Source organism: Camelimonas sp. FR25 (genome assembly GCF_059740505.1).
The window spans coordinates 1-25,779 of sequence record NZ_JCAWFG010000008.1 but is presented as its reverse complement, the minus strand read 5'-3'; the positions used below and the strand labels follow the sequence as shown (position 1 = coordinate 25,779).

The window sequence follows — 25,779 nt, the reverse complement described above, 5'->3', positions numbered from 1 at the left end:
CATCGGGTTCTGGTATAAGCCGCGCCGGGTGCGGTCCGGCTGGCGATCTGCGTGACAGTCACACGCGGATCAGGCGGCGGGCGCCGCCTTGTCCGCTTCCGCTGCGCCAAACAGCTCGGCCAGCCAGCGCGTGGCCGGATGGGCGGCGCAGAAGGTCAGGACGGCGATAGTGATCGGCACGCCCATGAACGCCCCGACAATGCCCCACAAGGCGCCCCACAGGAACACCGAGAACAGCACCAGCACCGGCGACACCGCCAGCGCCGAGCCGGAGACGCGCGGCTCGATATAGCTGCCGACGACGAACTGGATCAGATTGAGCGCGATAAACAACCCGAACACGCCCTGCCAGGTGTCGAAATGCGTCATGGCGAAGAAGGTGGGGAAGCAGGTGGCGATCAGCGGGCCGATCACCGGGATGTAGTTGAGCGCAAAGGCGATAAAGCCCCATTCCGCCGCCAGCGGCAGGCCGGTGAGCCGGGCCAGCGCCCAGACAAGCACGCCGGTGGCCACGCTCATAATGGTGCGGATCAGCATGTAGCGGCGCAATTTGGCGGCGGTCTGCGAGACGCCGTCGAGCAGCACCTGGCCAGCGACGCGATTGCGCAGCGCCTGAATGCGGCTGCGGAACGGCTCCACTTCAAGCAGGCCAAGCAACACATAGAGCAAGGTGACCAGCCAGAAGGTGAAGGCGCTGTTCAGGCGCGCCCCGATCATCCGCACCACGCCAATCAGGCGGTTGGCGCTGAACTGGTCGGCGGAGAGCATGCCGATTGCGATGCCATGGCCCTCAAGCCACATGCGCCAGTCATCATACAGCATCTGATAGCGCGCGGCGTCGGCGATCACCCAGCGTCCCACCTGGCTGAAGGCCCAGCCGATCAGATAGCCAAAGGCGGTGAAGGCCAGGGCGATGGCGACGAAGCACACCACCAGCGCCAGCGCGGCGGGCATGAAACGCTGCAGCAAGGCCTGCAGCGGCCACACCAGGGCCAGCACCACCAGCGCAAAGGCCAATGGCGCAATCACCGCGCTGCCCACCGCCATCACGGTGATCAGCAGCATCGAAGCAATAAAAATCTGGGCTGCGGCTGTCAGCCTGCCCTGCACACTCGTCATCCTGTTCCCCCGGTGCTCAAGCCCCGGAAGAGCATACAGCACAGCTGAAGCCGCGGGGATAGCCTGCGGCCCGTCCTCACGCCTGTGCGCGCCTCGCTTTGCATCCCTCGCCGCCAGCCTGCCCGCCATCGACGCCGAAGCGGGCCCGTGACGTTCGACATCACAGGCTCATGGATGCAGGATGGTGTTGCCGCCTTGTCCCTCAATCTGGTCGATCACCAGCAGTTTCACCGGATCAGGGCCGACGTTGCGGGCATGGTGCCATTCGTCGATCATTTCGACGACAAAATCCCCCGCCTTATAGATGGTCGGGAGATTGGTCTGATTGTTGGTGACCATCAGCGAGCCAGCCTGCACCACCGCATAACGGGCGTAAAGATGCTTGTGCACCGGCAACACGGCGCCAGGCGCGATGTCAAAGGTGGAGACCACCACGCGCACATCCTTTTGCGGCAGCACAATGGGTTGGCCGGAGGCGGTCTGGTTGCGCTCAACCAGCGGCGTCACCACCACGCCGTCCAGCGCCTGGGCGGGCGAAGCCAGCGCCAGTATGGCCCATCCGGCGAAGGCGCCTGCGAGGCGCCGCCATCTCCGTGGGGTTCTGACCTGCCGGCCAGGCATCTGCGCATTTGCGTTGAAGAAACCCATCATCATCGCCCCCCCAGCGATAGCCAACGCCCCTCCAGCGCCGGCAGTCGGCTAATTCCGCAGCCTCATACCAGGATGCGACCATGCTGACGCATCCGCATTCAGACATGCTCAGGCGCCGCACGGGCCAGTATCAGGCCAGCGCGGGCTGCCGCGCCGGTATCAGATAGCTGGCCAGGTGCGCCTCCAGCGCGGCTAGGCTCTGGCCGGCGGCGGCGAAGCCAATAAAGCCGTCTGGCCGCAACAAGAGCAGCGCCGCGGCCTCTGGCTCCAAGCCAAGCCCGGCGCGGTCAAAGCCCCCGGCGTCGGCGTCGACCACCTCCACCAGCCCCTGCCAGCGATCGGCGAAGGCGGCGAGACCAGCGTGGGGGCCGAAGGCGAGCACATGATGCGCGCGCCCTTGCAGCCGCTCCCGCTGGGCGAAGCGTTCGCCAGGCTTTGGGCCAGGCCAGTCATCGGCGGCGGCGATCAGCGGGCTACCCGCCAGTGAGATGTCGAGCATGGAGCGGCGGCGCGCCACGGCCAGGGCGACATCGGCAGGCTCCGGCGGCACCTCCGGGCGCTCCCCGGCGGCGAAGGCCGCGATCAGGCCCATCACCGCGTCATGAATCTCGTCCGACACCGCCAGCACATGGGCGTCGGCCATGCCGCGCTCTACCGCATAGCTGTCGAGCAGGCGCGGATCAGCCTCGCCACCCAGCACCAGCGCCAGCTTCCAGGCGATGTCGGCGGCGTCCATCAGCGCGGCGTTAACGCCCTCGCCGCCGAGCGGGCTGGACAGATGCCCGGCGTCGCCAAGCAGAAAACGTCGCCGGTCGGACAGGCGCGGCGCCACCCGGCGGTGCATGCGGAAGCACGAGGCCCAGCGCAGGTCAGAGAGACCGCCCGGGCGGCCAAGCCGCGCGTCGAGCAGCGCCGCGAGCTCAGCGCTGGATGGCGCGACGCCGCCGAGGCCTGCGTCTGGCAGGGCCGCCGCGCGGGCTTCATCGTCAGGCAGATTGAGGAAAATCAGCCAGCGTCCCTCAGGCAGCGGCGACAGCAGCGCCAGCCCATCGGGACCCAGCACAATGCCGCCCGTGGCCGTAGGGCGCGCCAGATCAAGCCGCACGTCGGCGACCACATAGGCGCCGTCATAGGTCGCCCCCTGCAGCGGCTGCGCCATGGAGCGGCGGGTGATGCTGTGAGCGCCGCCAGCGCCCAGCACATGCGCCGCTCGGATCACCGAGGCCGCCCCATCACGACGCACGCTGACCAGCAGGCCGTCGTCCTGCGGCGTGATGGCGTCGACCTCCACGCCAAACTCCACCGCCACGCCATGGCTGGCGAGATGGGCGCGCAAGATTTCTTCGGTGTGATATTGCGGCAGGCTGATTTGGAACGGCCACGGACAGCCGAGGTCATCGAGGAAAGAGCTGGCGATGACCCGAAAATCGCTGTCAGGACCCTGCGCCCGCTCCAGCGCCTCAATCACCCGGATCGGCGCGCCGCGCTCCAGAAACCGCTCCAAAACCCCGGCGCGGTGCAACAGCTCCAGCGTCGCCGGCTGGATCGCCGTCCCCCGCGCCTCACGATGCGGCGCCTTTCGCATCTCCACAATCCGCGGCGTCACCCCATGCCGCACCAGCTCACAGGCCGCGAACAGCCCGGCGGGTCCCGCGCCGATGATCAGGACGTCGCAGGCCTCAGTTGCTCCCAGACCTGAAACGCAATGCTGCGCAGCGTCATGATCAGCGAGATAGCCGCCTGCCGTCGCCGCTCTGTCCTCTGGCGCCATACGCCCCCCCTGCTCCGCCCAAGCTTTCAGGCATCATGCACGGGCGTGGCTGTTTCGCCAGCAGGCGGTTCGCATCAGCGGCACATTTATTTTCAGCGCCCTATGATGCTCAGCGACCCTCGCGTTGCCAGCTCAAACGAAAAAAGGCGACCATCTGGCCGCCTTTTTGCTCGCTTGAATCTGGAGCCGCCCCTCAGCCCTCGTAACGACCGACGATCGAGATCGAGCAGACGTTCTGGTGCGGGAAGCCGCCGAGGTTGTGGGTCATGCCGATGCGCGGGACTTCCTGACGCTGGCGTTCGCCGGCGCGGCCCAGCATCTGCAGATACATCTCGTAGATCATCCTGAGGCCAGAGGCGCCGATGGGGTGGCCGAAGCATTTGAGGCCGCCGTCGATCTGGCAGGGGATCTGGCCATTGGCGTCATAGAAGCCATCCAGAATATCGCGGATCGCCCCGCCCTCCGGCGACAGATACAGATCCTCCATGGTCACCAACTCGGTGATCGAGAAGCAGTCATGCACCTCCACCAGGCTGACTTCCTCGCGCGGCTTCTCAATCCCCGCCTCCGCATAGGCGCGCTTGGCGGCGATGCGGGTGGTGGCGAAGTGGCTGCCGTCCCAGGAATTGTGCTGGGCCTCCGAGCCGTTCGACACCGACAGCTGCAGCGCCTTGACGGTGATCAGGTCGGTCTTGCCGAGGCTGCGGGCGATCTCCGGCGTGGTGACGATGGCGCAGGCCGAGCCGTCAGAGACGCCGCAGCAGTCGTACAGCCCCAGCGGCTCGGCGATCATCGGCGCGTTGAGCACGGTGTCGATGTCGATCCTGTTGCGCAGATGCGCCTTCGGATTCTTCGAACCATTGTCGTGGCTCTTCACCGAAATATGCGCCATGGCGCGCTTCAGGTCTTCCGGCGTGCAGCCGTGCTTGGCGCGATAGGCGGCGGCGAGCTGGGCGAAGGAACCCGGCGCCGACAGATTCGGCCAGGTCATGTTGTTGACCGTGCCGCGCCCGCGCTGCGGCAGGCCGCCATAGCCGGTGTCCTTCAGCTTCTCGACGCCCAGCGCCAGAGCAATGTCGGCGGCGCCCGAGGCGACGGCGTAAACCGCGCCACGGAAGGCTTCGGTGCCCGAGGCGCAGAAGTTTTCGACGCGGGTCACCGGGATGAACGGCAGGCGCAAGGCCACCGCCAGCGGCACGGCGGACTTGCCGACGTGCTGCTCCTCAATGCCAGTGCCCAGCCAGGCGGCGTCGATCTGTTTGGTCTCGATGCCCGCGTCAGCCAGCGCCTCGACATAGGCCTCGACCATCAGGTCCTCGGCGTTCATGTCCCAGCGCTCGCCAAAATTCGAGCAGCCCATGCCCAGAATGGCGACCTTGTCGCGAATACCCTTGGCCATGATCAGGTCCTCCCCGCGACGACGGGCGCCGCTTTCCAGAAGTATCGGCGGAAGCCGCGCTGGTTATCAATGTCTTTTACGCGGAACATCATGCGCATGCTGCGACCGACCTCGAGATCCTTCTCGTCGACGTCGGTGAAATCCAACATCCAGCGGCCGCCCTCTTCGAACTGGATCATGCCGTAGCAGGCCGGCGGATCGGGCGAATAGGTCAGGCGGTCTGCGGTATAAGAGTTGATCCTGCCCGCCTTCTCGGCGAAGGGCTCAGGCTTCTGGGTGTCCACCGCGCCGCAGTTCGGGTTCACGCAGATGCGGCTGATCGGATATTGCAGCGTGCCGCAGGTCTCGCATTTGCCGCCGGTGAAGCTGGTCACCGCGCCGCGGTTACGCCACATGGCCGACAGCGCCGTGAGCTTGTCGGCCTCGGCGCGCATGCCGCGCTCCAGCTCAACCACATCGTTGAAGGCGAGGAACTTGCTGTAATTGCTCTCCTCGCGGCGACGGGCCAGCGCGCCGCTGACGCCGAGGCGGCCAGTCGGGCGGTCATTGGCGGCGGTCACCTCAAACAACAGCACGTCGACGCCCTGGCCGAAGCCAACCACCAGAATGCGCTCGCCTGCCCTCGCCTGCTCCAGCGCATGGGCCAGCATGACCAGCGCATGGGCCGAGCCGGTGTCGCCGCAATTGGCCGCCAGATTGTCGCGCACGGCGGCGTCGGCGATGCCGAGTTTCTTCGCCATGGCGTTGGCCAGCTTGGGCAGCACCGCCGGCATGACGAAATGATTGACGTCAGCCCCGCCAAGGCCGGCCTTGTCGAGCGCCGCCTTGATGGCGGGCGGCACGATGGTCATGTAGCCGGCGTCGCGCACCCAGCGCTCTTCCCAGCCATAATCCGTGCCGGAATCGATGGTGCGGAAATGGTCAACGAAGTCCGCCGAGCGGGTGGCGGACGCCAGCAGCACCGCCACCGGCTCGCCCTCGCCGATCAGCAAGGCGGCGGCGCCGTCGCCGGTCTGCATCTCCAGCGGGCTGGCGGCGTTGGCGCCGCGCTTTTCGGCTGCGGCGACCAGGGTCTGGCCCCGGCTGTTCAGCGCCTGCAACAGCGCAGTCGTGCCGGCGCGCTGCGTGCCGGATACGTCGTTAGAGGCGGTGCTGTCGTCGAGATTGAGCGCGCCGGTCACCACGCCGGCGTTGAGCCGGTCGAGGAACGGAAAGGTGGTCGAGGCCAGCGTCACCGCGGTGATGGCGGCGCGGTCGTGGCCAAGCAGGGCGTCACGGGCGGCTTCCACCGCCATGGTCACCGGGTCCTCGTCCCAGTTGGCCATGGCGCGTTCGCCCTTGCCGAGGCCCTTGAGGGCGGCGTTGAACCAGGAATTGGCTTCCGCAATCGCCTTACGCTGCAGGCGCAGGCGCGGAATATAGGCCCCGTAGGACAGGATCCCGAAAGTCGGCTCCGATGTCATGGCGTCTCCTGTGGCGTCATGCACGCCGACGGGCGACGCCCATGACTGTCGATTATGGCCGGCGCTTGTGGCGGCGTGGGCCGCCCGCGCTCTGGGTGGGCGTTACAGAACCAGTTGAGCATGGCTCATCGGGTTCTGGTCAAGCCCATGTAGATACGGGGCTGGTCAGGCTGCGGCACGACCGCCGCCTGGCGACCCCATCAAGGCGCGGCGCAAGCTAAGCTCGCGTCGCCGCCGCGTGTCCGGGGCGTCGATGGCGGCGGGCAGCGCCTGCGCCGCCATCGGACAACCAGATCAGACCGGGTCGTAGCCGAAGATGTCGGCCGAGCGGTCGAGCGGGTAGAAGGCGGACTTCAGCGCCGGCAGGGCGTGATCGGCCAGCGACTGCGGGGTCCAGCCTTCCGAGCGCTGCATGCCGCGCAGCGGGCGCGACTGGCCCATCAGGAACACTTCGTTCATGCGCACGGCGAAGATCTGGCCGGTGACGTCCTTGGCCAGATCGGACGCGAGGAACACGGCGAGCGGCGCCACCTTCTCCGGGCCCATCTGCTTCATGCGCTCGACGCGCTCGCGCTCGGCGTCGGTTTCCGCCGGAATGGTGCCGATCATGCGGCTCCAGGCGAAGGGCGAGATGCAGTTGGAGCGGACATTGTAGCGGGCCATGTCGAGGGCGATCGACTTGGACAGGCCGACGATGCCGAGCTTGGCGGCCGAATAATTCGCCTGACCGAAATTGCCGATGAGGCCCGAGGTCGAGGTGAAGTGAACGAAGCTGCCGGAGTTCTGCTGGCGGAAATACTGGGCGGCGGCGTGCGAGGTGTAGAACGAGCCCATCAGATGGACCTGGATCACCATCTCGAAGTCGACGGCGCTCATCTTGTGGAAGATGCGGTCGCGCAGAATGCCGGCGTTGTTCACGACGGTATCGATGCGGCCCCATTTGTCGACGGCGTCCTGCACCATCTTCTGGGCGTCGGCGGCGCTGGCGACCGAGCCGCCATTGACGATGGCCTCACCGCCCGCAGAGCGGATGACATCCACCACTTCCTGGGCCGGGGTCAGGTCGGCGCCTGCGCCTTCGGAGTCGCCGCCGAGGTCATTGACCACGACCTTGGCGCCCTCTTTTGCGGCGAGGATGGCGATTTCGCGACCGATGCCACGGCCGGCGCCGGTGACCAGAACGACCTTACCCTCAAGACAACCCATGAGCGTTTCTCCTTGGGAAACAATATGCTGCGCCTGCATCACCGCCGCTGGCGCCACGCCTGTATGAGGCGCCGCGCAATTGCCAGACGGCGCAGACCTTGCCCATTCATTGGCATGGGCGAAAATCTAGGTCAACGGATGCGAAATAGAGTTTCGCAATTTCACAGGCCGCGCGGCGGCCACGGCCAAACGGCTGCGCCGATGGCGCGACAGCGCTCAAGCTGGCGCCGGCGTGAGCATGCCGCCAATCCCCGCGCCTTTCGCAACACAATGCCGGGAGCGGCGCCCCATGCCAGCCACGGCGCCCACGCCTGCAGGCCGCGCCTGATTTTCCTGGGCGCGCGTGCTAGAGCGCATCGGCAAGATCACCATGCGCCACACGCCGCAAGCCGGCGCCGGGCCAGATGAGGAAGATGTCGTGAGCCTGCCCGGTCCCGCCGCCACAGCGCCCGCCGATACGCGCCCTGCCCCGACCCCGGCGGGCGCGCCGCGCCGCGTCGATGTGCTGGTCATCGGCGCCGGCGCCGCGGGCATGATGTGCGCCATTGAAACCGCGAAGCGCGGCCGCGCCACGCTGGTCATCGACCATGCGGCGCGGCCTGGCGAGAAGATCCGCATTTCCGGCGGCGGGCGCTGCAATTTCACCAATGTGCACGCCGGGCCCAAAAACTATCTGTCGCAGAATCCGGCCTTCTGCATCTCGGCGCTGCGCCGTTATGGCTGGCGCGATTTTGTCGCCATGGTCGACGCCGCCGGCATCACCTGGCATGAAAAGACCCTGGGGCAATTGTTCTGCGACGGCTCGGCCAGCCAGATCGTCGACATGCTCACCGGCAGCCTCAGCCGCCACGGCGCGCAATTACTCACCGGCTTGGCCGCGAGCCAGATCGACCGGAGCGCCGATGGCTTCATCGTCACCCTGACCCCGGCCCAGGCCGGCAAGGCGGCGAAGGGCGCACCCCGCGCGCCAGACACCGGCGCCATCACCGTGCACTGCGCCTCGCTGGTGCTGGCCAGCGGCGGCAAGCCGATCCCGAAGATGGGCGCCACCGGCTTTGCCCTCGACGTCGCCGCCCGCTTTGGCCTCGGCGTGGTCGAGCCGCGTCCGGGCCTCGTGCCGTTCACGCTTGCGCCGGAGCAGCTGCAATTACTGGCGCCGCTGGCCGGGGTGGCGGTGGAGGCGGTGGTCAGCCACACGCCTGCGGCTGGCGGCAAGGGGGCGCGCACCACCAGCTTCCGCGAGGCGCTGCTGTTCACCCATCGCGGCCTCAGCGGCCCGGCGATCCTGCAGATATCGTCTTTTTGGCGCGAGGGCGACAGCATCACCCTGGCGCTGGCGCCCGATGTCGATGTCTTCGCCGGGCTGAAGGCGGCCCGCGCCGCCAATGGCCGCCAGGCGCCGCAGACGGCGCTGGCCGCCCTGCTGCCGAAGCGTCTCGCCCAGGCCATCATCGAGCTGCACCCCGGCCCCGAGCGCCTTGCCGATTGCAACGACCGGCATCTGCGCGCCCTGGACGCCGCCGTCAACGCCTGGGTGATCCGTCCCAACGGCACGGAAGGCTATCGCACGGCGGAGGTGATGCTCGGCGGCGTCGACACCCGCGACCTCGACCAGAAGACCATGCAGGCAAAGGCCGTGCCGGGCCTGTTTGTCATCGGTGAAGCCGTCGACGTCACCGGCTGGCTCGGCGGCTACAATTTCCAATGGGCCTGGGCCTCGGGCTGGTGCGCTGGGCAGGCGGCGTGAGGCGGGCGTGGTCGGCGCGTCCAGGCCCTGGGCGCAAACGCCAACGGGCGGATCACTGATCCGCCCGTCTGGCTCTATTCACGACCTGTCATCAGAAGCCGTCGTCAATCCGGACGCTGCTCACTGGCGCAACAGCCATTTGCGATAGCCAAGGCCGAAGCTCTCGGTGATCCGGTCCACCGGCTTGTCGGCGACGGCGTGCTCGACCATCGCGCCGAGCACGCCCTGGCCGGCCATGACGCTGCCGATGAGATTGGGATAGGTCAGCAGCGGCTGCCCGGTCCTGGCGTCGACCACCGTTACGTCTCCCTTCACGAAATGGCCGCCGCCAACCAGAATGCGCTGGATCGGCGAAGAGATGTGCACGGCGCGCACCAGCACATGCACGCGCACGGGGGTATGGCCCACAAGATAGCCAGCCAGATTGCGCTGCACGGCGTCGTGGATCTTCTCCGTCAGCCGCGCCCGCACATATGCGATGGCCTCCGGCGTTTTCGCCAATTTGTCAGAGTCATGCGGCGCCACGCCCCTGGTTGCAGCGAACTCGCGCTCACCGTCCCCCCACCAGATCACCGCGTCCGGGGCATAGCTGACATCGACCCCCGTCAGCCGGAACGTCGCCACCTGCTGCGGCGACAGATTGTTATTGACCGTAACGCAACCTGCCATCAGCAGGGCGAACGCCGCGACAAACACTGCACGAAACACGCGAAAATCCTTAAACAACTTCCATGTACTTTTCGCGATATCCCAACGCACACAAAAGACAATCAAATCATATGGTTCAGCTTTCGCTTTATACGCATATGATCCCGCTCTGTATTGGGCGCGGCCTATATGACGCCACGTTTTCGCCACACGCCGTCACGGCGCAGAGCGCGACATCACGGCGTAACGTTTGCGTGAAGCACGGGACCGCGGCGACCACGCCGCTGCGGCGCCCGCGGCCAGGCGCGCCGAAGCGCAGCAGCGAACGGTCAGGCGCCTGTGCAGGACCGGCTGGTGACCAGGGACACGTTGCGCCCGGCGCCGTGACCTACGCCACGCCATCGACCATTACCGGGACAACGGTACGGGAGCCGGCTTACCGCGCCACCACAGTTTGCGCATGTTCGGAATGACAATGGCCCGCCTGGCGCCCTGACGCGCCTTATGTGCGAAAGGTTCTGGAAACCCCTCGCCGTCACACTGGCGCCAGCACCTGATTCGCACACGATACGGAGACCATGATGAAGCGCGCCGCCGCCCTGTTGGCCACGACATTCGCCGCGACGGCCCTTGCAGGCGTTGGAAGCGCTCAGGCCAATTACCAGTCGTGCGTGGCCGGGCTGAAGAGCCATCTGGTGTCCTCGGGCGTCAACAGCGCCCTGGTCAACGCCGCCCTCAACCAGAGCGCGCCGGATGAGAAGGTGCTGCGCCTGTCCAAGGTGCAGCCCGAGTTCAAGACGCCGATCTGGGACTATCTCGGCTTCCTCGTCGACGAACAGCGGGTTGAGGAAGGCAAGGCGATGATGCGCAAGCACGCCTCCGCCCTCGCCGCCGCCGAGCGCCGCTTTGGCGTCGACAGATATTACATCGCCGGCGTCTGGGGCGTTGAGACCGATTTCGGCCGGGAGACCGGCTCCAGCTATCTGCCGCACGCTCTGGCGACGCTGGTGTGCGAAGGCGGTCGCCGCACCAACTTCTGGCGGTCCGAGCTCACCGCCGCTCTCAAACTGGTGCAGCGCGGCGATCTGGAGCTGAATGAGCTCTACGGCTCATGGGCCGGCGCCTTCGGCCAGACCCAGTTCATCCCCACCACCTACCAGCGCCTCGCTGTCGACATGGATGGCGATGGCCGCCGCGACCTGGTCAAGTCCACCGCCGACGCGCTTGGCTCCACCGCCAATTATCTGCACGCCCATAAATGGCGCAGCGGCGAGCCTGTGATGCAGGAAGTCATCCTGCCGTCGGGCTATTCCGGCCCCACCGGCCGCACCAATCGCGTCCCGGTGTCGCAATTCGCCGCGCTCGGCGTCAAGCGCGCCGACGGCCGCGCCATCAGCGGCAATCTGCCGGCTGGCCTGCTGCTGCCCGCCGGCCGCAACGGCCCAGCCTTCCTCGTCTATCGCAACTTCGACGCCATCTACGCCTACAATCGCGCCGAATCCTACGCGCTGGCCATCTCTTATCTGGCCCAGCGCATGGCCGGCGGCCCGCGCCTCGTCGGCAAGTGGCCGACCGACGACCCGGGCCTGTCGCGCGCCCAGCGCCTGCACCTGCAGCAGCTGCTGGCCGCCAAGGGTTTTGACATCGGCGGCGCCCCCGACGGCAAGATCGGCCCCGCCTCCCGCGCCGCCATCGCCCAGGTCGAACGCCAGCTCGGCATGCCGGAAACCGGCCGCGCCGGCACAAAGGTCTATCGCGCCCTCGGCGGTCGCTGAGCGCAAGCTGCCTCAACAATTGAAAAGCCCGCCACGCCGGCGGGCTTTTTCATGAGGAATCGCAGAGTGATCGTTCTGCTCATCCAGCCCCAATGACGTCGGCCTTGCAACGCACAAGTGAAATGAGGGGGCACAGGCAACATGTCAATCAAATTGGCGCATAAAAATTATACCTTACCAATACAATTCTATAAGTTGACAAAGCAATGCCCTTGTCGATTAAATTTAACACTATCTATACAAACCACGAAAAACAAATCGCATGGACCATCAAAAGCGCCGCAACTTCATAGACCGCTTGGTGTCGCACCTCGAAGGAATGGGGATTGAGGGCGAGGCCGCCATTATTAGCTTTCTCAGCAAGGCAGCCAATGCAGATGAAAATACCGTCCGCCGTTGGATTGATAAGGACGTAAAGCAGCGACCGAGTGCCAAGCAGTTCGAATCAATCGCGACCGCGCTGGGCATGGATGTCGACTACCTGCGCGGGGGTCACAGACCAGCAGACATGCCGCTGGCTGGTTCGGACAAGGCGGCCGTCGCTTCGCGTATCAACGTCCTTATTTCGCAGCACCCTCGATATGAGGAATCCCGGGCCAACCTGGCGCGCGACCTTGAACTTTCCAACCAATCAATCCAGCGTTGGGTAGACGGAACTGCGCAGCCCCGCGGGAAGAACCTCATCGGACTCGCGCGTTTTCTCCACACGACGCCGGCATATATACAGCATGGCATCTGCAACGCGGAGCAAATGGAGCAACCAAGAGATTTATACATAGCTGCCGGAATACCGACTAAGTTCCGTGATACGTTTACAGCACAATTTGACGCCAAACACATCGAAAAGAGCGTTTTATTTCTGGTAGGGGTTCCCGCCGAGAAGAATAAAATACACTTGGTTGAGGTGCCTCGCTTGACTCTCACCGAACTGACCCAAGCCCGCACAACTTTCTGTGTAACGATCAAGCGCAACGGGGACGAATACACGATCGGCGATCGCAGGATTATGCGGTTACGCCGTGGCGTCGTTCGCGACGGAACCGCATCACTTACCTGACCGTCGCTTTTCTCCGTATCACTTCCCGATCCGCCCCAGATGGGTGAATTTGAACCCCGCATGGGTCTTGAGGCCATAGCCGAGCATGCGGTCGAAGCCAGTGTGGCCGAGCAGCAGCGCGCCCACCGCCGCCGTCTCAGGCGAGGCCAGCAGCAGCCCGGCGACATAGATCACCGCGCCGAGCGCGTAGACATGCACCAGATTGTAGAGGAAGGCCCCCGGCTTTGGACCGGCGAGAAAGCCGGCGAAGCTGAGATCCGGCGCGAAAAACACCAGCAGCGCCGCCCACCAGGGGATCGCGGAGCCGGCCAGATAATACAGCGCCAGCGCGGCGGCAAACAGCAACGCGCCCTCGACGCGCTGCCACAGAATGGTTTCTTTCACGCAATCTCTCCCTCGCCGGGCGTCAGCTACATAACCTGCCTCACACCGCCCGGCCCGCGTCCTGCCAATAGGGCTCGCGCAGCTTGCGCTTGAAGATCTTGCCGCTGTCCTCGCGCGGTAGCTCGGCGCGGATCTCGATGGTCTTTGGCACCTTATAGTCGGCGATGTGCTGCTTCAGCTCCGCCCGCAGCGCCACAGGGTCCAGCTCCACCCCATCCAGCGGCTGCACCAGGGCCAAAAGCGCCTCGCCCATCTCGGCGTCCGGCACGCCGAACACCACGCAATCCCGCACCCCTGGCAAGGCCGCCAGCACCGATTCAATCTCCGCCGGATAGATGTTGACGCCGCCGGAGATCACCATGTCGCGCACGCGATCACAGATGTATAGGAAGCCATCCGCATCGAAATAACCGACGTCGCCGCAGGTGATCAGGCCGTCACGGTCGATCTCGGCCCGCTTTTCCGGCAGATTGTGATAGGTGAAATCCGGATAAAAGCCGATGCGCATGAAGATCTCGCCGCGCTCGCCAGCCGGCAGCGCGCGGCCATGCTCATCCTGCACCTCAACCCGCGAGCCGTCGATCGGCTTGCCGACCGTGCCCTTGTGCGCCAGCCATTCATGGCTGTCACAGAACACCACCGGACCAGATTCCGTGCCGCCGTAATATTCATGGATGATCGGGCCGAACCAGCCGATCACCGCCTCCTTCACGTCCGGCGGGCATGGCGCGCCGGCGTGGATGACGAATTTTAGCGATGACACGTCATATTTGACCCGCACCGCCTCCGGCAGCTTCAGCATGCGCACGAACATGGTCGGCACCAGCCACAGATGCGTCAGCTTCTCGCGGTCGATCAGCGCCAGCAGCCCTTCCGGGTCGAACTTCGGCAGGCAGATGAACAGATCGGCGAGGCGCGAGGCGCGCAGCGAGAAGGCGTTGGGGGCGCTGTGATACATCGGCGCGGCGATGGCGGTGCGCATGCCCTGTTGCAAGCCATAGACCAGGTCGCGCATTTTCTCGACCTGGACGCGGTCTTCGGCGCTGGCCGGGCGGCGGCGCACCCCCTTGGGATTGCCGGTTGTGCCGGAGGTGTAAATCATGCTGTCGGCGGCGGCCGCCGGCGGGCCCTCCTGCGGCGCATGCTGGGCCAGCACCTCATCCCACAGCAAGGCCCCTGGCTGCGGCGCCAGCTGGTCGGCGGGCACGCGGCAGGCCTCGGCGATCTCACGCGATGTCGGAACCTCGATCACCGTGACGCCGGCCGGAACCGCGTCGCCGACGCCGCAGCAAATCGGAATGGATGACGAGGATTTTGGCGCCGCAATCATTGAGAATGTAGCGCACCTCATCGCCCTTGAAGTGCCAGTTGACCGGCACGGCGTAGGCCCCGAGCCGCTGGGCCCCGAGGCTGGCCTCCAGAAACGGCGTGTCGTTGCGCATCATCACCGCGACGCAATCGTCGCGACCGACGCCCAGCGCGGCGAAGGCGCTGGCGGCCCGGCGCAAGCGCTCATCGAAGGTGGCGGCGTCGTGGATGATGGCGCCGCTTACAATGCCATGGGTCAGCCCTGTCATGATGCTCGTCCGCTCCCGTCGTCTCGTCTGCGCCGTGTGATCCAGCGGTCGCCATCCCATCGCCCATGGGGGTCGAGGGCACGCCGGTCGCTTGCGCTTTATGCGCCAATGCGAAATAAAGTTTCGCAAAGTCAGTCGCGCAATCTAGCCAATCTCACCTGCTTGTGCAGTGGCGATTTCAGGCGCCGCCAATGACCTCAGGTCATAGCCCGCGCCCGCCGGCGTAGCTGACGCGGAAAAGGGATATCTCCGGCGACGGAGCGAGGGAGGAAGGCCATGGACGACGCGGTTCTGCTCGAGCGCAAGGGGCATGTCGCCATCGTGCGGCTCAATCGTGAAGACAGCCGCAACGCGCTGCAGCCCGCCATCAAGGCTGGCCTGCAGACCCATATTCCGGCGGTGATGGCCGATCCCGCCGTGCGCGCCGTGGTGATCACCGGCACGGGCAAGGCGTTCTGCGCCGGCGGCGACATCCGCGACATGCAGGAGCGCGGCGGCCCGGCCATTCGCGCCCGCCTGCAGCGCTCGCATTCCTGGACCGACAAGATCCTCATGGGTGAAAAGCCAGTCATAGCCGCTGTCAACGGCGCCGCCGCCGGCGCCGGCCTGTCGCTGGCCATGATGTGCGACATCGTCCTGTCGTCTGACAAGGCGTTCTTCAAGGCCGGCTTCCCCGGCCTCGGCGCCGTGCCGGATCTGGCGCTGGCCATGACGTTGCCGCGCGCCATCGGCCAGGCCCGCGCCCGCGATCTGCTGCTGACCAACCGCCGCGTCGAGCCGGAAGAGGCGTTGTCGATGGGCCTGGTCTCGCGCATCATCCCCGATGGCAAGGTGCTGGAAGAAGCCATCAGGCTCGCAGAAGAGCTGGCCGAAGGCCCCTCCGTGTCGCTGGGCCTGACCAAAACCATGCTCAACAACGCCTATCAGCATGTCGACGATTATCTGGCCTTTGAAGCCATGGCCCAGGCCATCGCCTTCGACAGCAAGGAATTCGCCGAGGGCGTCGCCGCGTTTCTGGAAAAGCGCAAGGCCCGCTTCTCCGAGGTCTGACCGGAGGGGCCTGAGCCTTGCAGGCGGCGGATGCGTCAGCGTCGCCGCCTGACTTGAAGCAGCCCTCCTGCTCTTACTCCTACCCCTGGCTCTGCCCCTGCCCTTGTGGCGAGACAGGCGGAGGTGATGTCGGCAAGCCGGGCGCGGGGTCCGGCGGCCCTGTACAGAAAGCGACGCCGCCGCCAGACAGGAGACGCCAATGGATTTCGCCCTCACCCCGGAACAGGAAGCCATCCGCGACGCGGTCACCGACATCGCCGCCCGCTTCGATGACGCCTACTGGCTGGAGAAGGACCGCAGCGGCGGCTTCCCGTTCGAATTGCACAAGGCCTTCGCCGATGAGGGCTTTTTGGGCATCTGCATCCCGGAGGAATATGGCGGCTCCGGCCTCGGCATCACCGAGGCGGCGATCATGATGCAGGCGATCAGCCAGTCGGGCGCCGGCATGTCCGGCGCTTCGGCGGTGCACATGAACATCTTCGGCCTCAACCCGGTGGTGGTGTTCGGCACGGATGCGCAGAAGCGCCGCATGCTGCCGCCGCTGGTGCGCGGCGAGGAAAAAGCCTGCTTCATGGTGACCGAGCCCGACGCCGGCCTCAACACCACGCGGCTGAAAACCCGCGCCGAGCGACGGGGCGACCATTATCTGCTGTCGGGCAAGAAAATCTGGATCTCCACCGCCCAGGTGGCGGAGAAGGCGCTGATCCTCGCCCGCACCACCCCGCTGGAGGAGGTGCGCCGCCCCACCGACGGCCTCAGCCTGTTTTACACCGACGTCAACCGCGACTTCATCGAGATCCGCGAGATCGACAAGATGGGCCGCAAGGCCATCGATTCAAACCAGGTGTTCCTCGATGCGCTGCCGGTCCCAGCCGATGATCTGATCGGCGAGGAAGGCAAGGGCTTCGACTATATCCTGCACGGGCTCAACCCGGAGCGTATCCTGATCGCGTCCGAGGCCATTGGCCTGGGCTTTGTCGCGCTGGAGAAGGCCACCGCTTACGCCAAAGACCGCGTGGTGTTCGACCGGCCCATCGGCCAGAACCAGGCCATCCAGCATCCATTGGCCGAGAGCTGGATGCAGCTGGAGGCGGCGCGGCTGATGACCATGAACGCCGCCTGGCGCTATGATAACGGCCTCAGCTGCGGGGCCGAGGCCAATAGCGCCAAGTATCTTGGCGCCGAAGCCGGCTTCAAGGCCTGCCAGACCGCGGTGATGACCCATGGCGGCTTCGGCTACGCTCGCGACTTCCACGTGGAGCGCTATCTGCGCGAGGTGATGATCCCGCGCATCGCCCCGATCAGCCCGCAACTGATCCTGTGCTTCATCGCCGAAAAGGTGCTTGGATTGCCGAAATCCTACTGAACCCGTGGCCCCACATTGGCGGGCCATCCGGTTGATCAGACGTCATTCATTGTGTCGCCAAACCGGAGCATGCGCCGATCAGCCAGACCGGAACATGACCCAGCCAGACCAGGCCCAGCATCAGGAGGCTCACCATGACCAGCACGCCGCAGATCGTCCTGTATCACTGGCCGCATTCGCGCTCCGCCACCACGCTGGAGCTGCTGGAGGAGCTGGGCGCGCCCTATCGGCTTGAGGTGATCGACATCACCCAGGGCGCGCAGAATGCGCCGTCGTTTCTCGCCATCAATCCGATGGGCAAATTGCCGACCATCACGGTGGACGGCGTGGTGGTCACCGAACAGATCGCCATCTGCATCTATCTGTCGGATCTGTTCGCTGAGGCCGGGCTGACGCCGGCGCTGCATGATCCGCTTCGCGGCCCATGGCTACGCTGGCTGACTTATTACGCCGCCTGCTTCGAACCGGCGATGCAGGACAGGGCGGAGAAGCGTGAACCCACGGCGAAAATGTCGTCGCCCTATGGCGACGCCGATCTGGTGGTCGCCACCGTGCGGGCCCAGCTCGGACGGGGCCCGTTCATCCTCGGCGACCGCTACACCACCGCCGATGTCATCTGGTCATCGGCCCTCGGGGTCATGACCATGTTCGGTCTCATTGAGAAGACGCCGGACATTGACGCCTATCTGCAGCGCACCGGCGAGCGCCCGGCCCGCGCCCGCGCCGCCGCCGTTAACGCCCGGCTTCTCTGACGCCGGCCTTCCGCCCCCACCCGTTACACCAGCCGTCTGGACCTGTTCATGCCCTTGCCCACGCCGATCTCCGCCGCCGAACTTGACCTCAGGGGGCTGATCCGACCCGGCGACGTGGTGGTCGTCGGCCAGGGCACTGGCGAGCCGGCGGCGCTGAGCGAGGCGCTGGTCGCGCAATCGGACGATATTGGCCCGGTGACAGTGTTTCTGGGGGCGCTGTTCTCCCACACCTTCGCGCCCGAGGCCGCGCCCAATCTCAGCTTCACCGGCTATGGCGGCATCCAGCAGGCCGGGGCGCTGGCCCGGGTTGGCCGGCTCGACCCGGTGACCACCCATTACAGCCAGCTGCCCGGCCTGTTCACCAGCGGCTACCAGCGCGCCGATGTGGTGCTGCTGCAGCTGTCGCCGGGGCCAGAGGGCCGCGCCCCGTCGCTGGGCATGATCACCGATTACCTCCTCGCCGCCGCCCGCCAGGCCAGGGTGGTGATCGCCCAGCTCAACGCCAGCGCCCCGTGGACCCATGGCGGCGAGATCCCCGATGATCTGCGCATCGATGTGGTGGTGGCGGATGACCGGGCGCCGGTGATCCTGCCGCCCGCCAGGGTCGGGCCGACCGAAGAGGCCATCGCCGGCCATGTCGCTGGCCTCGTGCCCGATGGCGCGGTGATCGAGATTGGCATCGGCGCCATGCCCGACGCCATTCTGTCGGCGCTCAGTGGCCATCGCGACCTCGGCTTCCACTCCGGCATGATCAGCGACCGCACGGTCGATCTGATTGAGGCAGGGGTGATCACCAATGCGCTGAAGCCGTTCGATGCGGGCGTCTCCATCGCCGGCTGCCTGTTCGGCGGGCGCCGCCTGTTCGACTTCGCCCATGACAATCCGCTGCTGCAGATGCGCACGCCGGATTACACCCACGGCTTCGCCGCCCTCGCCCGCCTGCCGCATTTCACGGCGCTCAATTCGGCGGTCGAGGTCGATTTGACCGGCCAGGTCAACGCCGAGGTGGTGGGCGACGCCTATGTCGGCGCCATTGGCGGCCAGGTAGATTTCGTGCGCGGCGCCATGGCTTCGCCAGGCGGCCGCTCGATCATCGCGCTGCCGGCCACGGCCAAAGGCGGCGCTGTCAGCCGCATTGTGCCCAGCCTGTCAGGGCCAGTGACCACAGCGCGCGGCGACGCCGACACCTTCGTCACCGAGTTTGGCGTCGCCGAACTGCGAGGCCAGTCGCTGGCCGAGCGGGCGCGGCGGATGATCGCCATCGCCCATCCCGATTTGCGCGACGCTCTGAGCGCGGCGGCGCAGCCGCTGCTGCGCAGCTGACGCCATCGCCGGGCGCTGCTTCAAACCGTCCGCCCGATGCCTTACAGGCTGAGGCCTGATCATTCGCTTAGGCGCCCCCCACCCAGACCAGCATGGCTGGCGACATGGGGGCGCCCGGACCTTGAGAAAAAACCAGGACCGCCGCGCGACGGCGCGTTCCGGACCAAACCACAGGATATGAGATCATGAGCGGACCTCTCGCCGGCTTGCGCGTTGTGGAAATGGCTGGCATCGGCCCGGCCCCGATGGCGGCGATGCTGCTGGCCGACCTTGGCGCCACGGTCATTCGCATTGAACGACAGGCCCCGACCGGCCTCGGCGTGCCGCGCCCGCCGAAGTACAATCTGCTGAACCGCAACCGTCACTCGGCCTCGTTCGATCTGAAGAGCAAGGAAGGCATTGAGGCGACGCTGGAGCTGATCGAACAGGCCGACGCGCTGATCGAGGGCTTCCGCCCCGGCACGATGGAGCGGCTGGGCCTGGGCCCGGACGTCTGCCTCGCCCGCAACCCGAAGCTGGTCTATGGCCGCATGACCGGCTGGGGCCAGGAAGGCCCGCTAGCGAAAATCGCCGGCCATGACATGAACTACCTCGGCCTGACCGGCGCGCTGGCCGCCATTGGCCGCAAGGACCAGCTGCCGTCGCCGCCGTTGAACCTGGTGGCTGATTATGGCGGCGGCGCGCTGTATCTGGCGTTTGGCGTGGTCTCGGCCATCCTCTCGGCCAAAAACACCGGCGAAGGCCAGGTGGTCGACACCGCCATGGTCGACGGCGCAGCCTCGCTGATGCTGTCGGCCTACGGCCTGCATGCGGCTGGCCTGTACTCGGACAAGCGCGGCGACAATATCCTCGACTCGGGCGCGCCCTGGTATGATGTCTATGAATGCGCCGATGGCGGCCTGATCGCCGTCGCCCCGATCGAGCAGAAATTCCGCGACGAATTCTACCAGATCCTCGGCATCGATCGCGCCAGCCTCGGCGACGACGACGACAAGGCCAATTGGCCGGCGGTGCGCGCCGTACTGACGGCGAAGATCAAGGAGAAGACCCGCGCCGAATGGGAAAAAGCCTTCGAAGGCTCCGACGCCTGCGTCTCGCCTGTGCTCAGCATGGACGAAGCGCCCACTCATCCCCATGTGGCGGCGCGCGGCACCTTCATCGAGATCGACGGCGTCCTCCAGCCCGGCCCCGCCCCGCGCTTCAGCAAGACCGTGCCGGCCAAGCCCACGGGCCCGGAACTGCCCGGCGCCGGCACCGAGGCGGCGCTGGCCGAATGGGGCTTCTCCGCCGAACGCATCGCCGACATGAAAGCGCGCGGCGTCGTCGGTAACCGCTGAGGTTGTGGCGGCGAGGGCGTCCGGTTGAGGGCGCCAATGCCTCTGCCCTCGTCTGTCCGCTCATCTGGCGTCGCGCCCTGCGACGCCAGTTTCGTTTGACGCCCGCGCCAGGCGACGCGCGACACACGACGCACGACGCACGACGATGTCGCCCGCGAACGGTTGCAGCAAGACGTGGATGCCCGTGACAAGCACGGGCATGACGGAGGAGATGGGCGACGCTATCGAGGCGAACGCAACGCCGTAGCCCCCCACTGACCGCCGCTTCACCGCCCGCCGTCTCCCCCCCTCGCCGTCATGCCCGTGCTTGTCACGGGCATCCACGTCTTCGCCACACCGCGTCCAAAACCCACGCCCCGTAAGCCGACCTACCGCCCCCCTCCGCCAACGAACACCGTCAGCCCCCAGGAAAACCGTCAGCCCCCAGCAACACGGGCAAGTGCCCAACCCTTGTCCGATCTGCTAGAGCATCATCATGCGCTCAGCCCCCGGGGCCTGAACGCACGCACATGCAGCCAGGACGCCGCCTTCAAGTCGTGCAGCGTCTGCGCCCATCCACAAAGGTCAACCATGTCCAGCCCAGCCAGCCAGCCGCAGCTCGATGTGGTGATCGTCAACTGGAATTCCGGCGCCCTGCTGGGCAAATGTCTGGCGGCGCTGGCGCAGAGCTCCATCGCCCACGCCCTGCATGTCATCGTGGTCGACAACGCCTCGCACGATGGGTCATGGCAGGCCTGTGAGGCGGTGGCGGCGCTGCGCGTCACCTTGCTGCGCAACGCCGACAACCGAGGCTTCGGCGCCGCCTGCAACCAGGGCGCGGCGGCGGGCGAGGCGCCATACCTCCTGTTCCTCAACCCCGACACCCGCGTCCTGCCCGATACGTTAGAGGCGGCGCTGGCCTTTGCCGCGCAGCCGTTCGATGGCGTGCGTCCTGGGGCCGTTGGCGTTGCGCAGATTGATGACAGCGGCGCCGTGCAGCGCACCTGCGCCACTACGCCGACAGCCGGACGTCTGCTGGGCCGGGCGCTGGCGCTGGACAAGCTCGCGCCTTCGCTGGTGACGCCGCTGTTCATGCATGACTGGGACCATCGCGACACCCGCGCCGTCGCCCAGGTGATGGGCGCCTTCGTCCTGATCGACCGGCCGCTGTTCAGCGCCCTTGGCGGCTTCGATGAGCGGTTCTTCGTCTATTACGAAGACCTCGACCTGTGCTGCCGGATCATCGCCGCCGGGCGCCCCGTGGTGCATTACGCAGGGGCGCGCCTGTGGCACCAGACCCAGGGCACCACGGCGCAGATCAAGGACCGGCGGCTATTCTATTTCTGGCGCAGCGAGATCATTTTCGCCGCCAAACATTTCGGCGCCGCCACCGCCTGGACGCTGTTCGCCGCCTTTATCCTGGCGCAGACGCCGCTGCGCGTGGCGCAAACCGCGCTGCGCGGTCAAAAGGGCGAGTGGAAGCAGCCGCTTGGGGCAGCCCGCATATTGCTCGGCGCCGTGGCCGAATTGCGCGGCAAGATCGCTGCCGCTGCAGCCACCCGCCGTAAACGCTGAGCCGCCGGCCCCGGCCGCCAGGATGCCGAGGCGTCCAGGACAGGGTCCCGTCTCCGCCGCGCTCAGGCATCACGCCCCGCCGGCGCGGCGCTGCAAGCGATCAGCGCTCCGGCGCGTCGCCGGGCGGCCCGAGCCGGCCGCGGGCCCCATCGAGCGCCGCCTGCGCCAGCCGCCGCGCCACCGCCAGACGATACCCCTGGTCGCGCCAGTACAGCAGGCATTGCGCCGGCAGATACAGCGCCTGGCGCGCCCGAAAGGCGCGCGGCAGATGCCGCAGCCGCAAGCCATAGACGCTGTTGCGCACGTAAGACGCCATGCGAAACAACTTCTGCCGCGGCATGCTCACCGGGCCGAGCCGGATCTCGCCCTCACCCACCGTGTGCGGCATGGTCTGCTGCGGATCGAGCCACACCGAGAACCCCGCCGCCCAGGCGCGAAAGCACCACTCCACATCCACCGCGTCGATAAAATAATCGTCGCGGAAGGACCCGACCTGGCGGAACACCGCGATATCGAGCAGGGAGCCGGAGGTGGCGAGAAAATCCACCGGCACGGCGCCGGCGGTCACATCCTCACCCTTGCGGGCGAACAGCCGCGGCGCCTTATAGGCCTCGCCCTGCGGCGACACCATCAGCGGGCCGACGATGGCAGGAAACGCCCCCGCCAGCCCCAGCCGCCGCCGCGTCTCGGCCAGCCCACACGCCATGCCCGGCGACGGCCGCGAATCCTGGTCGAACAGAAACAGCGCCTCAAACCCCGCCAGCGCCGCCGCCAGGGTCAGCATATTCAGCGCCGTGGCGATGCCAAAATTAACCGGGGAATCGATGAGCTCAATCGACCCATCCAGCGCCGCGAGTTCACGCCGCAACCCGGCGTCGAGCCGGCCATTGACGAACAGATACACCCTGCCGACATCAGGGCTGATGGCGGCGATCAACGGCAGCAGCCGCTCACGCTGCGGACCAAACAGCACGATTCCGGCCGCCAGTTGCGTGGCGGCCCCGGCCTGCTGCGTCGTCATTGCAGTGGTGTCGCCGTCGTCCGTGCCCATGCCCCGCAATCCCATCCGGCGGCTGCGCCGCATATCGCCCGACTCACCGTTGGCGCGGCGCATGCGCCTGGTCAAGGCAGGCTGTGCGATCAACGCATCCTTGCCCCACTGCACCACCGCCACGCCATCGCTCACCCCACTTCAGCGATCACCGCCAGAAACTCTGCGCCATAGCGCTCCAGCTTGGCCTCGCCAATGCCCGGCGTTTTGCCCATGGCGGCCAGCGAGGCGGGGCGCGACGAGGCCAGTTCGATCAGCGTCCTGTCGTGGAAGATCACATAGGGCGGCACATTCTGCTCGCGGGCGATGGCGGCGCGCTTGCGGCGCAGCGCCTGGAACAGCTCATTGTCCGCATCGGCGACCGCGGCCTGCGTGGCGGCGCCTGTGGCCTTCATGCGCCGGCCGCGTGGCGGCGGCGGGCGCCGCAGCATCAGCGCCGGCTTCTCGCGCAAGAACGTGCGACCCGCCGCCGAGATCGACAGCCCGCCATGGCCCGCGAGGTCCACGTCGACCAGTCGCAGCGCGATCAGCTGGCGCAGGATGGCCCGCCAGGTGCGGTTGTCGAATTCACCGCCAATGCCAAAGGTCGACAGCCTGTCATGGCCGAACTGCCGGATGCGGTCGCTGTCGACACCGAGCAGCACGTCGACGATATAGGCCTGCCCGAAGCGTTCGCCGGTGCGATAGATGCACGACAGCGCCTTTTGCGCCGCCACCAGCCCATCGAACAGCACAGGCGGCTCGGCGCAGGTGTCGCAATTGCCGCACGGGGCGCAGTGATCACCGAAATAGGACAGCAGCACCTGGCGCCGGCAATTGGGCGCCTCGGCCAGCCCAAGCAGCGCGTCAAGCTTTTGCCGCTCCATACGCTTGCGCTGCTCGGGCGCATCCGAGCCTTCGATAAAGCGGCTGCGCAGGGCGATATCTTCATGGCCATAGAGCATCAGCGCTTCTGAAGGCAGGCCATCGCGCCCGGCGCGTCCGGTTTCCTGGTAATAGGCCTCGATGCTGCCCGGCAGATCGATATGGGCGACGAAGCGCACGTCTGGCTTGTCGATGCCCATGCCGAAGGCCACGGTGGCGACCATGATCACCGCCTCGCCCAACTGAAAGCGCGACTGGTTCTCCTCGCGCGCCGCCTTGTCCATGCCGGCGTGATAGGCCAGCGCGTCATACCCCAGCCCCTGCAGCCAGGCCGCGGTCTCTTCGGTGCGGCGCTTCGACAGGCAATACACAATGCCGCTTTCGCCCGGATGGCGGGCGAGGAACGCCTTGAGCTGGGCGCGCGGGTTATCCTTTTCTTCGATGGCATAGCGAATGTTCGGCCGGTCGAAGCCTGCGACAAAAGCATCCGCGTCATCGATGGCGAGATGGGCGAGGATTTCCTCCCGCGTCGGCGCGTCGGCGGTGGCGGTCAGCGCCATGCGCGGCGTATCGGGGAAACGATCAACAATGGCGTCAAGCTGCCGGTAGGACGGGCGGAAATCATGCCCCCACTGCGACAGACAGTGCGCCTCATCAATGGCGATCAGCGACAGCTTGACGCTGGAGAGCAGTTCCAGCACGTCCGGCTTCAGCAGCGTCTCAGGCGCCGCATAGAGCAGATCAAGCGCGCCGGAGCGGACGTCGCGCCACAGGGCGCGGCGGGCGTCGAAATCCAGATCGGAGTTCAGCGCCGCCGCCCGCACGCCTGCCTGACGCAGGGCGTTGACCTGGTCCGCCATCAGCGCCAGCAGCGGCGACACCACCACGCCCATGCCGGGCCGGGCCAGCGCAGGGATCTGGTAGCACAGCGACTTGCCGCCGCCCGTCGGCATCAGCACGAAGGCGTTGTGGCCAGCCATGACATGATCAACGATCCGCTCCTGCGGCCCTCTGAACGCGTCATAACCATATACGGTCTTGAGAATGTCGAGGGCGGTCGCGTTCATCACCAGCTACTGAGGAATCAAAGGGTCTCCCCTCATAGCAGGTTCGCCCGCCCTGGTCAGAAGCCCCACAGCGAGGCGGCATGACGCCAGCGCTCCGGCGGCGGAGCGCAATTGCTCTGCAGCATCGCCAATCGCTGGTTTTTGGCCCTTCCCTCGTCGCTGGCGTTGGAGGCGACCGGGGCGATCGTTCCGGCGCCGGCGCCCGCTAGTCTTACGGCGGCGGGCGCCGCCTTCACCGCTTTGGCTCTAACCCAGCAGCCGCACTGCCAACAGGCGCTCGACCATGGAAATGACGGCACTTGCGGCAGCGCCGGCGCGCGTGAGGCCGTCCCCACACAACAAAAAACCCCGCCGCCATTTGGCGCGGGGTTTGTGTCTGGTTGCGGGGGTTGGATTTGAACCAACGACCTTCAGGTTATGAGCCTGACGAGCTACCGGGCTGCTCCACCCCGCGTCAACTTTGTTTCGGAACGTTGTGCGGCAGCCCGGTGTGTTGGGTCACCTGTTCCGCTTCGCTTCACAGGGCGGCTGCTCCACCCCGCGATAATCCATGATGTTCGTTAAATCGTCTGCCTTCCCCTGCGTGTGGGAGAAGGTTGAGGATCGTGGAGAGTGATT

19 protein-coding genes, 1 tRNA gene and 1 pseudogene are annotated in these 25,779 nt (G+C 66.4%); 9 read left to right on the top strand and 12 right to left on the bottom strand.

All coding sequences use genetic code 11. From position 1 onward, the window contains the following. Positions 1 to 69: 69 nt before the first annotated feature. The 6 genes from AC6A67_RS00525 to AC6A67_RS00500 all read right to left on the bottom strand — a co-directional run bounded on the left by AC6A67_RS00525 (position 70) and on the right by AC6A67_RS00500 (position 7,609). Entirely contained in the window at positions 70 to 1,119 is a 1,050-nt protein-coding gene (locus tag AC6A67_RS00525) for an AI-2E family transporter (protein WP_498034562.1), read from the bottom strand. A 168-nt stretch (positions 1,120 to 1,287) separates the two neighbouring features. Beyond that, the gene (locus AC6A67_RS00520) at positions 1,288 to 1,794 is read right to left on the bottom strand and encodes a cupin domain-containing protein (RefSeq protein ID WP_498034561.1); all 507 of its coding nucleotides are present in this window, start codon (positions 1,792 to 1,794) and stop codon (positions 1,288 to 1,290) included. A 106-nt stretch (positions 1,795 to 1,900) separates the two neighbouring features. Continuing rightward, a complete protein-coding gene (locus AC6A67_RS00515; RefSeq protein ID WP_498034560.1) occupies positions 1,901 to 3,541 on the bottom strand; it encodes an FAD-dependent monooxygenase in 1,641 nt (546 codons plus the stop codon). 193 nt (positions 3,542 to 3,734) lie between these two features. Beyond that, positions 3,735 to 4,940, bottom strand: a complete 1,206-nt coding sequence (locus AC6A67_RS00510; protein ID WP_498034559.1) for an acetyl-CoA acetyltransferase — start codon at positions 4,938 to 4,940, stop codon at positions 3,735 to 3,737. A 2-nt stretch (positions 4,941 to 4,942) separates the two neighbouring features. Continuing rightward, positions 4,943 to 6,403: a hydroxymethylglutaryl-CoA synthase family protein gene (locus tag AC6A67_RS00505; RefSeq protein ID WP_498034558.1), complete on the bottom strand. Its 1,461-nt coding sequence runs from the start codon at positions 6,401 to 6,403 to the stop codon at positions 4,943 to 4,945. A 294-nt stretch (positions 6,404 to 6,697) separates the two neighbouring features. Continuing rightward, positions 6,698 to 7,609, bottom strand: a complete 912-nt coding sequence (locus tag AC6A67_RS00500) for an SDR family oxidoreductase (RefSeq protein ID WP_498034557.1) — start codon at positions 7,607 to 7,609, stop codon at positions 6,698 to 6,700. A gap of 343 nt (positions 7,610 to 7,952) precedes the next feature. Here AC6A67_RS00500 and AC6A67_RS00495 point away from each other — a divergent pair, with 343 nt between their 5' ends. Continuing rightward, positions 7,953 to 9,356 carry a BaiN/RdsA family NAD(P)/FAD-dependent oxidoreductase gene (locus AC6A67_RS00495; protein WP_498034556.1) on the top strand — a complete coding sequence of 468 codons (1,404 nt, stop codon included), beginning with the start codon at positions 7,953 to 7,955 and terminating at the stop codon, positions 9,354 to 9,356. Between the two features lie 120 nt (positions 9,357 to 9,476). Here the strand turns inward: AC6A67_RS00495 and AC6A67_RS00490 are convergent, their stop codons facing one another. Continuing rightward, entirely contained in the window at positions 9,477 to 10,064 is a 588-nt protein-coding gene (locus tag AC6A67_RS00490; protein ID WP_498034555.1) for a DUF6778 family protein, read from the bottom strand. 518 nt (positions 10,065 to 10,582) lie between these two features. Between AC6A67_RS00490 and AC6A67_RS00485 the strand changes: the two genes are divergently transcribed. Further along, positions 10,583 to 11,779, top strand: a complete 1,197-nt coding sequence (locus AC6A67_RS00485; protein ID WP_498034554.1) for a lytic murein transglycosylase — start codon at positions 10,583 to 10,585, stop codon at positions 11,777 to 11,779. 262 nt (positions 11,780 to 12,041) lie between these two features. Beyond that, positions 12,042 to 12,836 carry a hypothetical protein gene (locus AC6A67_RS00480; RefSeq protein ID WP_498034553.1) on the top strand — a complete coding sequence of 265 codons (795 nt, stop codon included), beginning with the start codon at positions 12,042 to 12,044 and terminating at the stop codon, positions 12,834 to 12,836. Positions 12,837 to 12,854: 18 nt separating this feature from the next. Here the strand turns inward: AC6A67_RS00480 and AC6A67_RS00475 are convergent, their stop codons facing one another. Both AC6A67_RS00475 and AC6A67_RS00470 read right to left on the bottom strand, forming a co-directional pair. Further along, entirely contained in the window at positions 12,855 to 13,220 is a 366-nt protein-coding gene (locus AC6A67_RS00475) for a DUF4260 domain-containing protein (RefSeq protein ID WP_498034552.1), read from the bottom strand. A gap of 40 nt (positions 13,221 to 13,260) precedes the next feature. Beyond that, positions 13,261 to 14,797 (bottom strand): annotated as a pseudogene (locus tag AC6A67_RS00470) (acyl-CoA synthetase). A 276-nt stretch (positions 14,798 to 15,073) separates the two neighbouring features. On the opposite strand from AC6A67_RS00470, the gene AC6A67_RS00465 reads away from it, so the two are divergent. The 6 genes from AC6A67_RS00465 to AC6A67_RS00440 all read left to right on the top strand — a co-directional run bounded on the left by AC6A67_RS00465 (position 15,074) and on the right by AC6A67_RS00440 (position 22,179). Further along, entirely contained in the window at positions 15,074 to 15,847 is a 774-nt protein-coding gene (locus AC6A67_RS00465; RefSeq protein WP_498034551.1) for an enoyl-CoA hydratase/isomerase family protein, read from the top strand. Between the two features lie 199 nt (positions 15,848 to 16,046). Continuing rightward, entirely contained in the window at positions 16,047 to 17,213 is a 1,167-nt protein-coding gene (locus AC6A67_RS00460; RefSeq protein ID WP_498034550.1) for an acyl-CoA dehydrogenase family protein, read from the top strand. Between the two features lie 134 nt (positions 17,214 to 17,347). Beyond that, a complete protein-coding gene (locus AC6A67_RS00455; RefSeq protein ID WP_498034549.1) occupies positions 17,348 to 17,965 on the top strand; it encodes a glutathione S-transferase family protein in 618 nt (205 codons plus the stop codon). 48 nt (positions 17,966 to 18,013) lie between these two features. Continuing rightward, complete coding sequence (locus AC6A67_RS00450; protein WP_498034548.1) at positions 18,014 to 19,288, top strand: acetyl-CoA hydrolase/transferase family protein; 1,275 nt, start codon at positions 18,014 to 18,016, stop codon at positions 19,286 to 19,288. Between the two features lie 185 nt (positions 19,289 to 19,473). Further along, positions 19,474 to 20,625, top strand: a complete 1,152-nt coding sequence (locus tag AC6A67_RS00445) for a CaiB/BaiF CoA transferase family protein (RefSeq protein ID WP_498034547.1) — start codon at positions 19,474 to 19,476, stop codon at positions 20,623 to 20,625. A 570-nt stretch (positions 20,626 to 21,195) separates the two neighbouring features. Next, a complete protein-coding gene (locus AC6A67_RS00440) occupies positions 21,196 to 22,179 on the top strand; it encodes a glycosyltransferase family 2 protein (RefSeq protein WP_498034546.1) in 984 nt (327 codons plus the stop codon). A 100-nt stretch (positions 22,180 to 22,279) separates the two neighbouring features. Here the strand turns inward: AC6A67_RS00440 and AC6A67_RS00435 are convergent, their stop codons facing one another. The 3 genes from AC6A67_RS00435 to AC6A67_RS00425 form a co-directional block, all read right to left on the bottom strand. Continuing rightward, positions 22,280 to 23,230 (bottom strand): glycosyltransferase family protein, encoded by a 951-nt coding sequence (locus AC6A67_RS00435; RefSeq protein ID WP_498034545.1) that lies wholly within the window; start codon positions 23,228 to 23,230, stop codon positions 22,280 to 22,282. A gap of 131 nt (positions 23,231 to 23,361) precedes the next feature. After that, the gene (gene recQ, locus AC6A67_RS00430; RefSeq protein WP_498034544.1) at positions 23,362 to 25,161 is read right to left on the bottom strand and encodes a DNA helicase RecQ; all 1,800 of its coding nucleotides are present in this window, start codon (positions 25,159 to 25,161) and stop codon (positions 23,362 to 23,364) included. Between the two features lie 377 nt (positions 25,162 to 25,538). After that, positions 25,539 to 25,615 (bottom strand) — tRNA-Met (locus AC6A67_RS00425). Between the last annotated feature and the right edge of the window lie 164 nt (positions 25,616 to 25,779).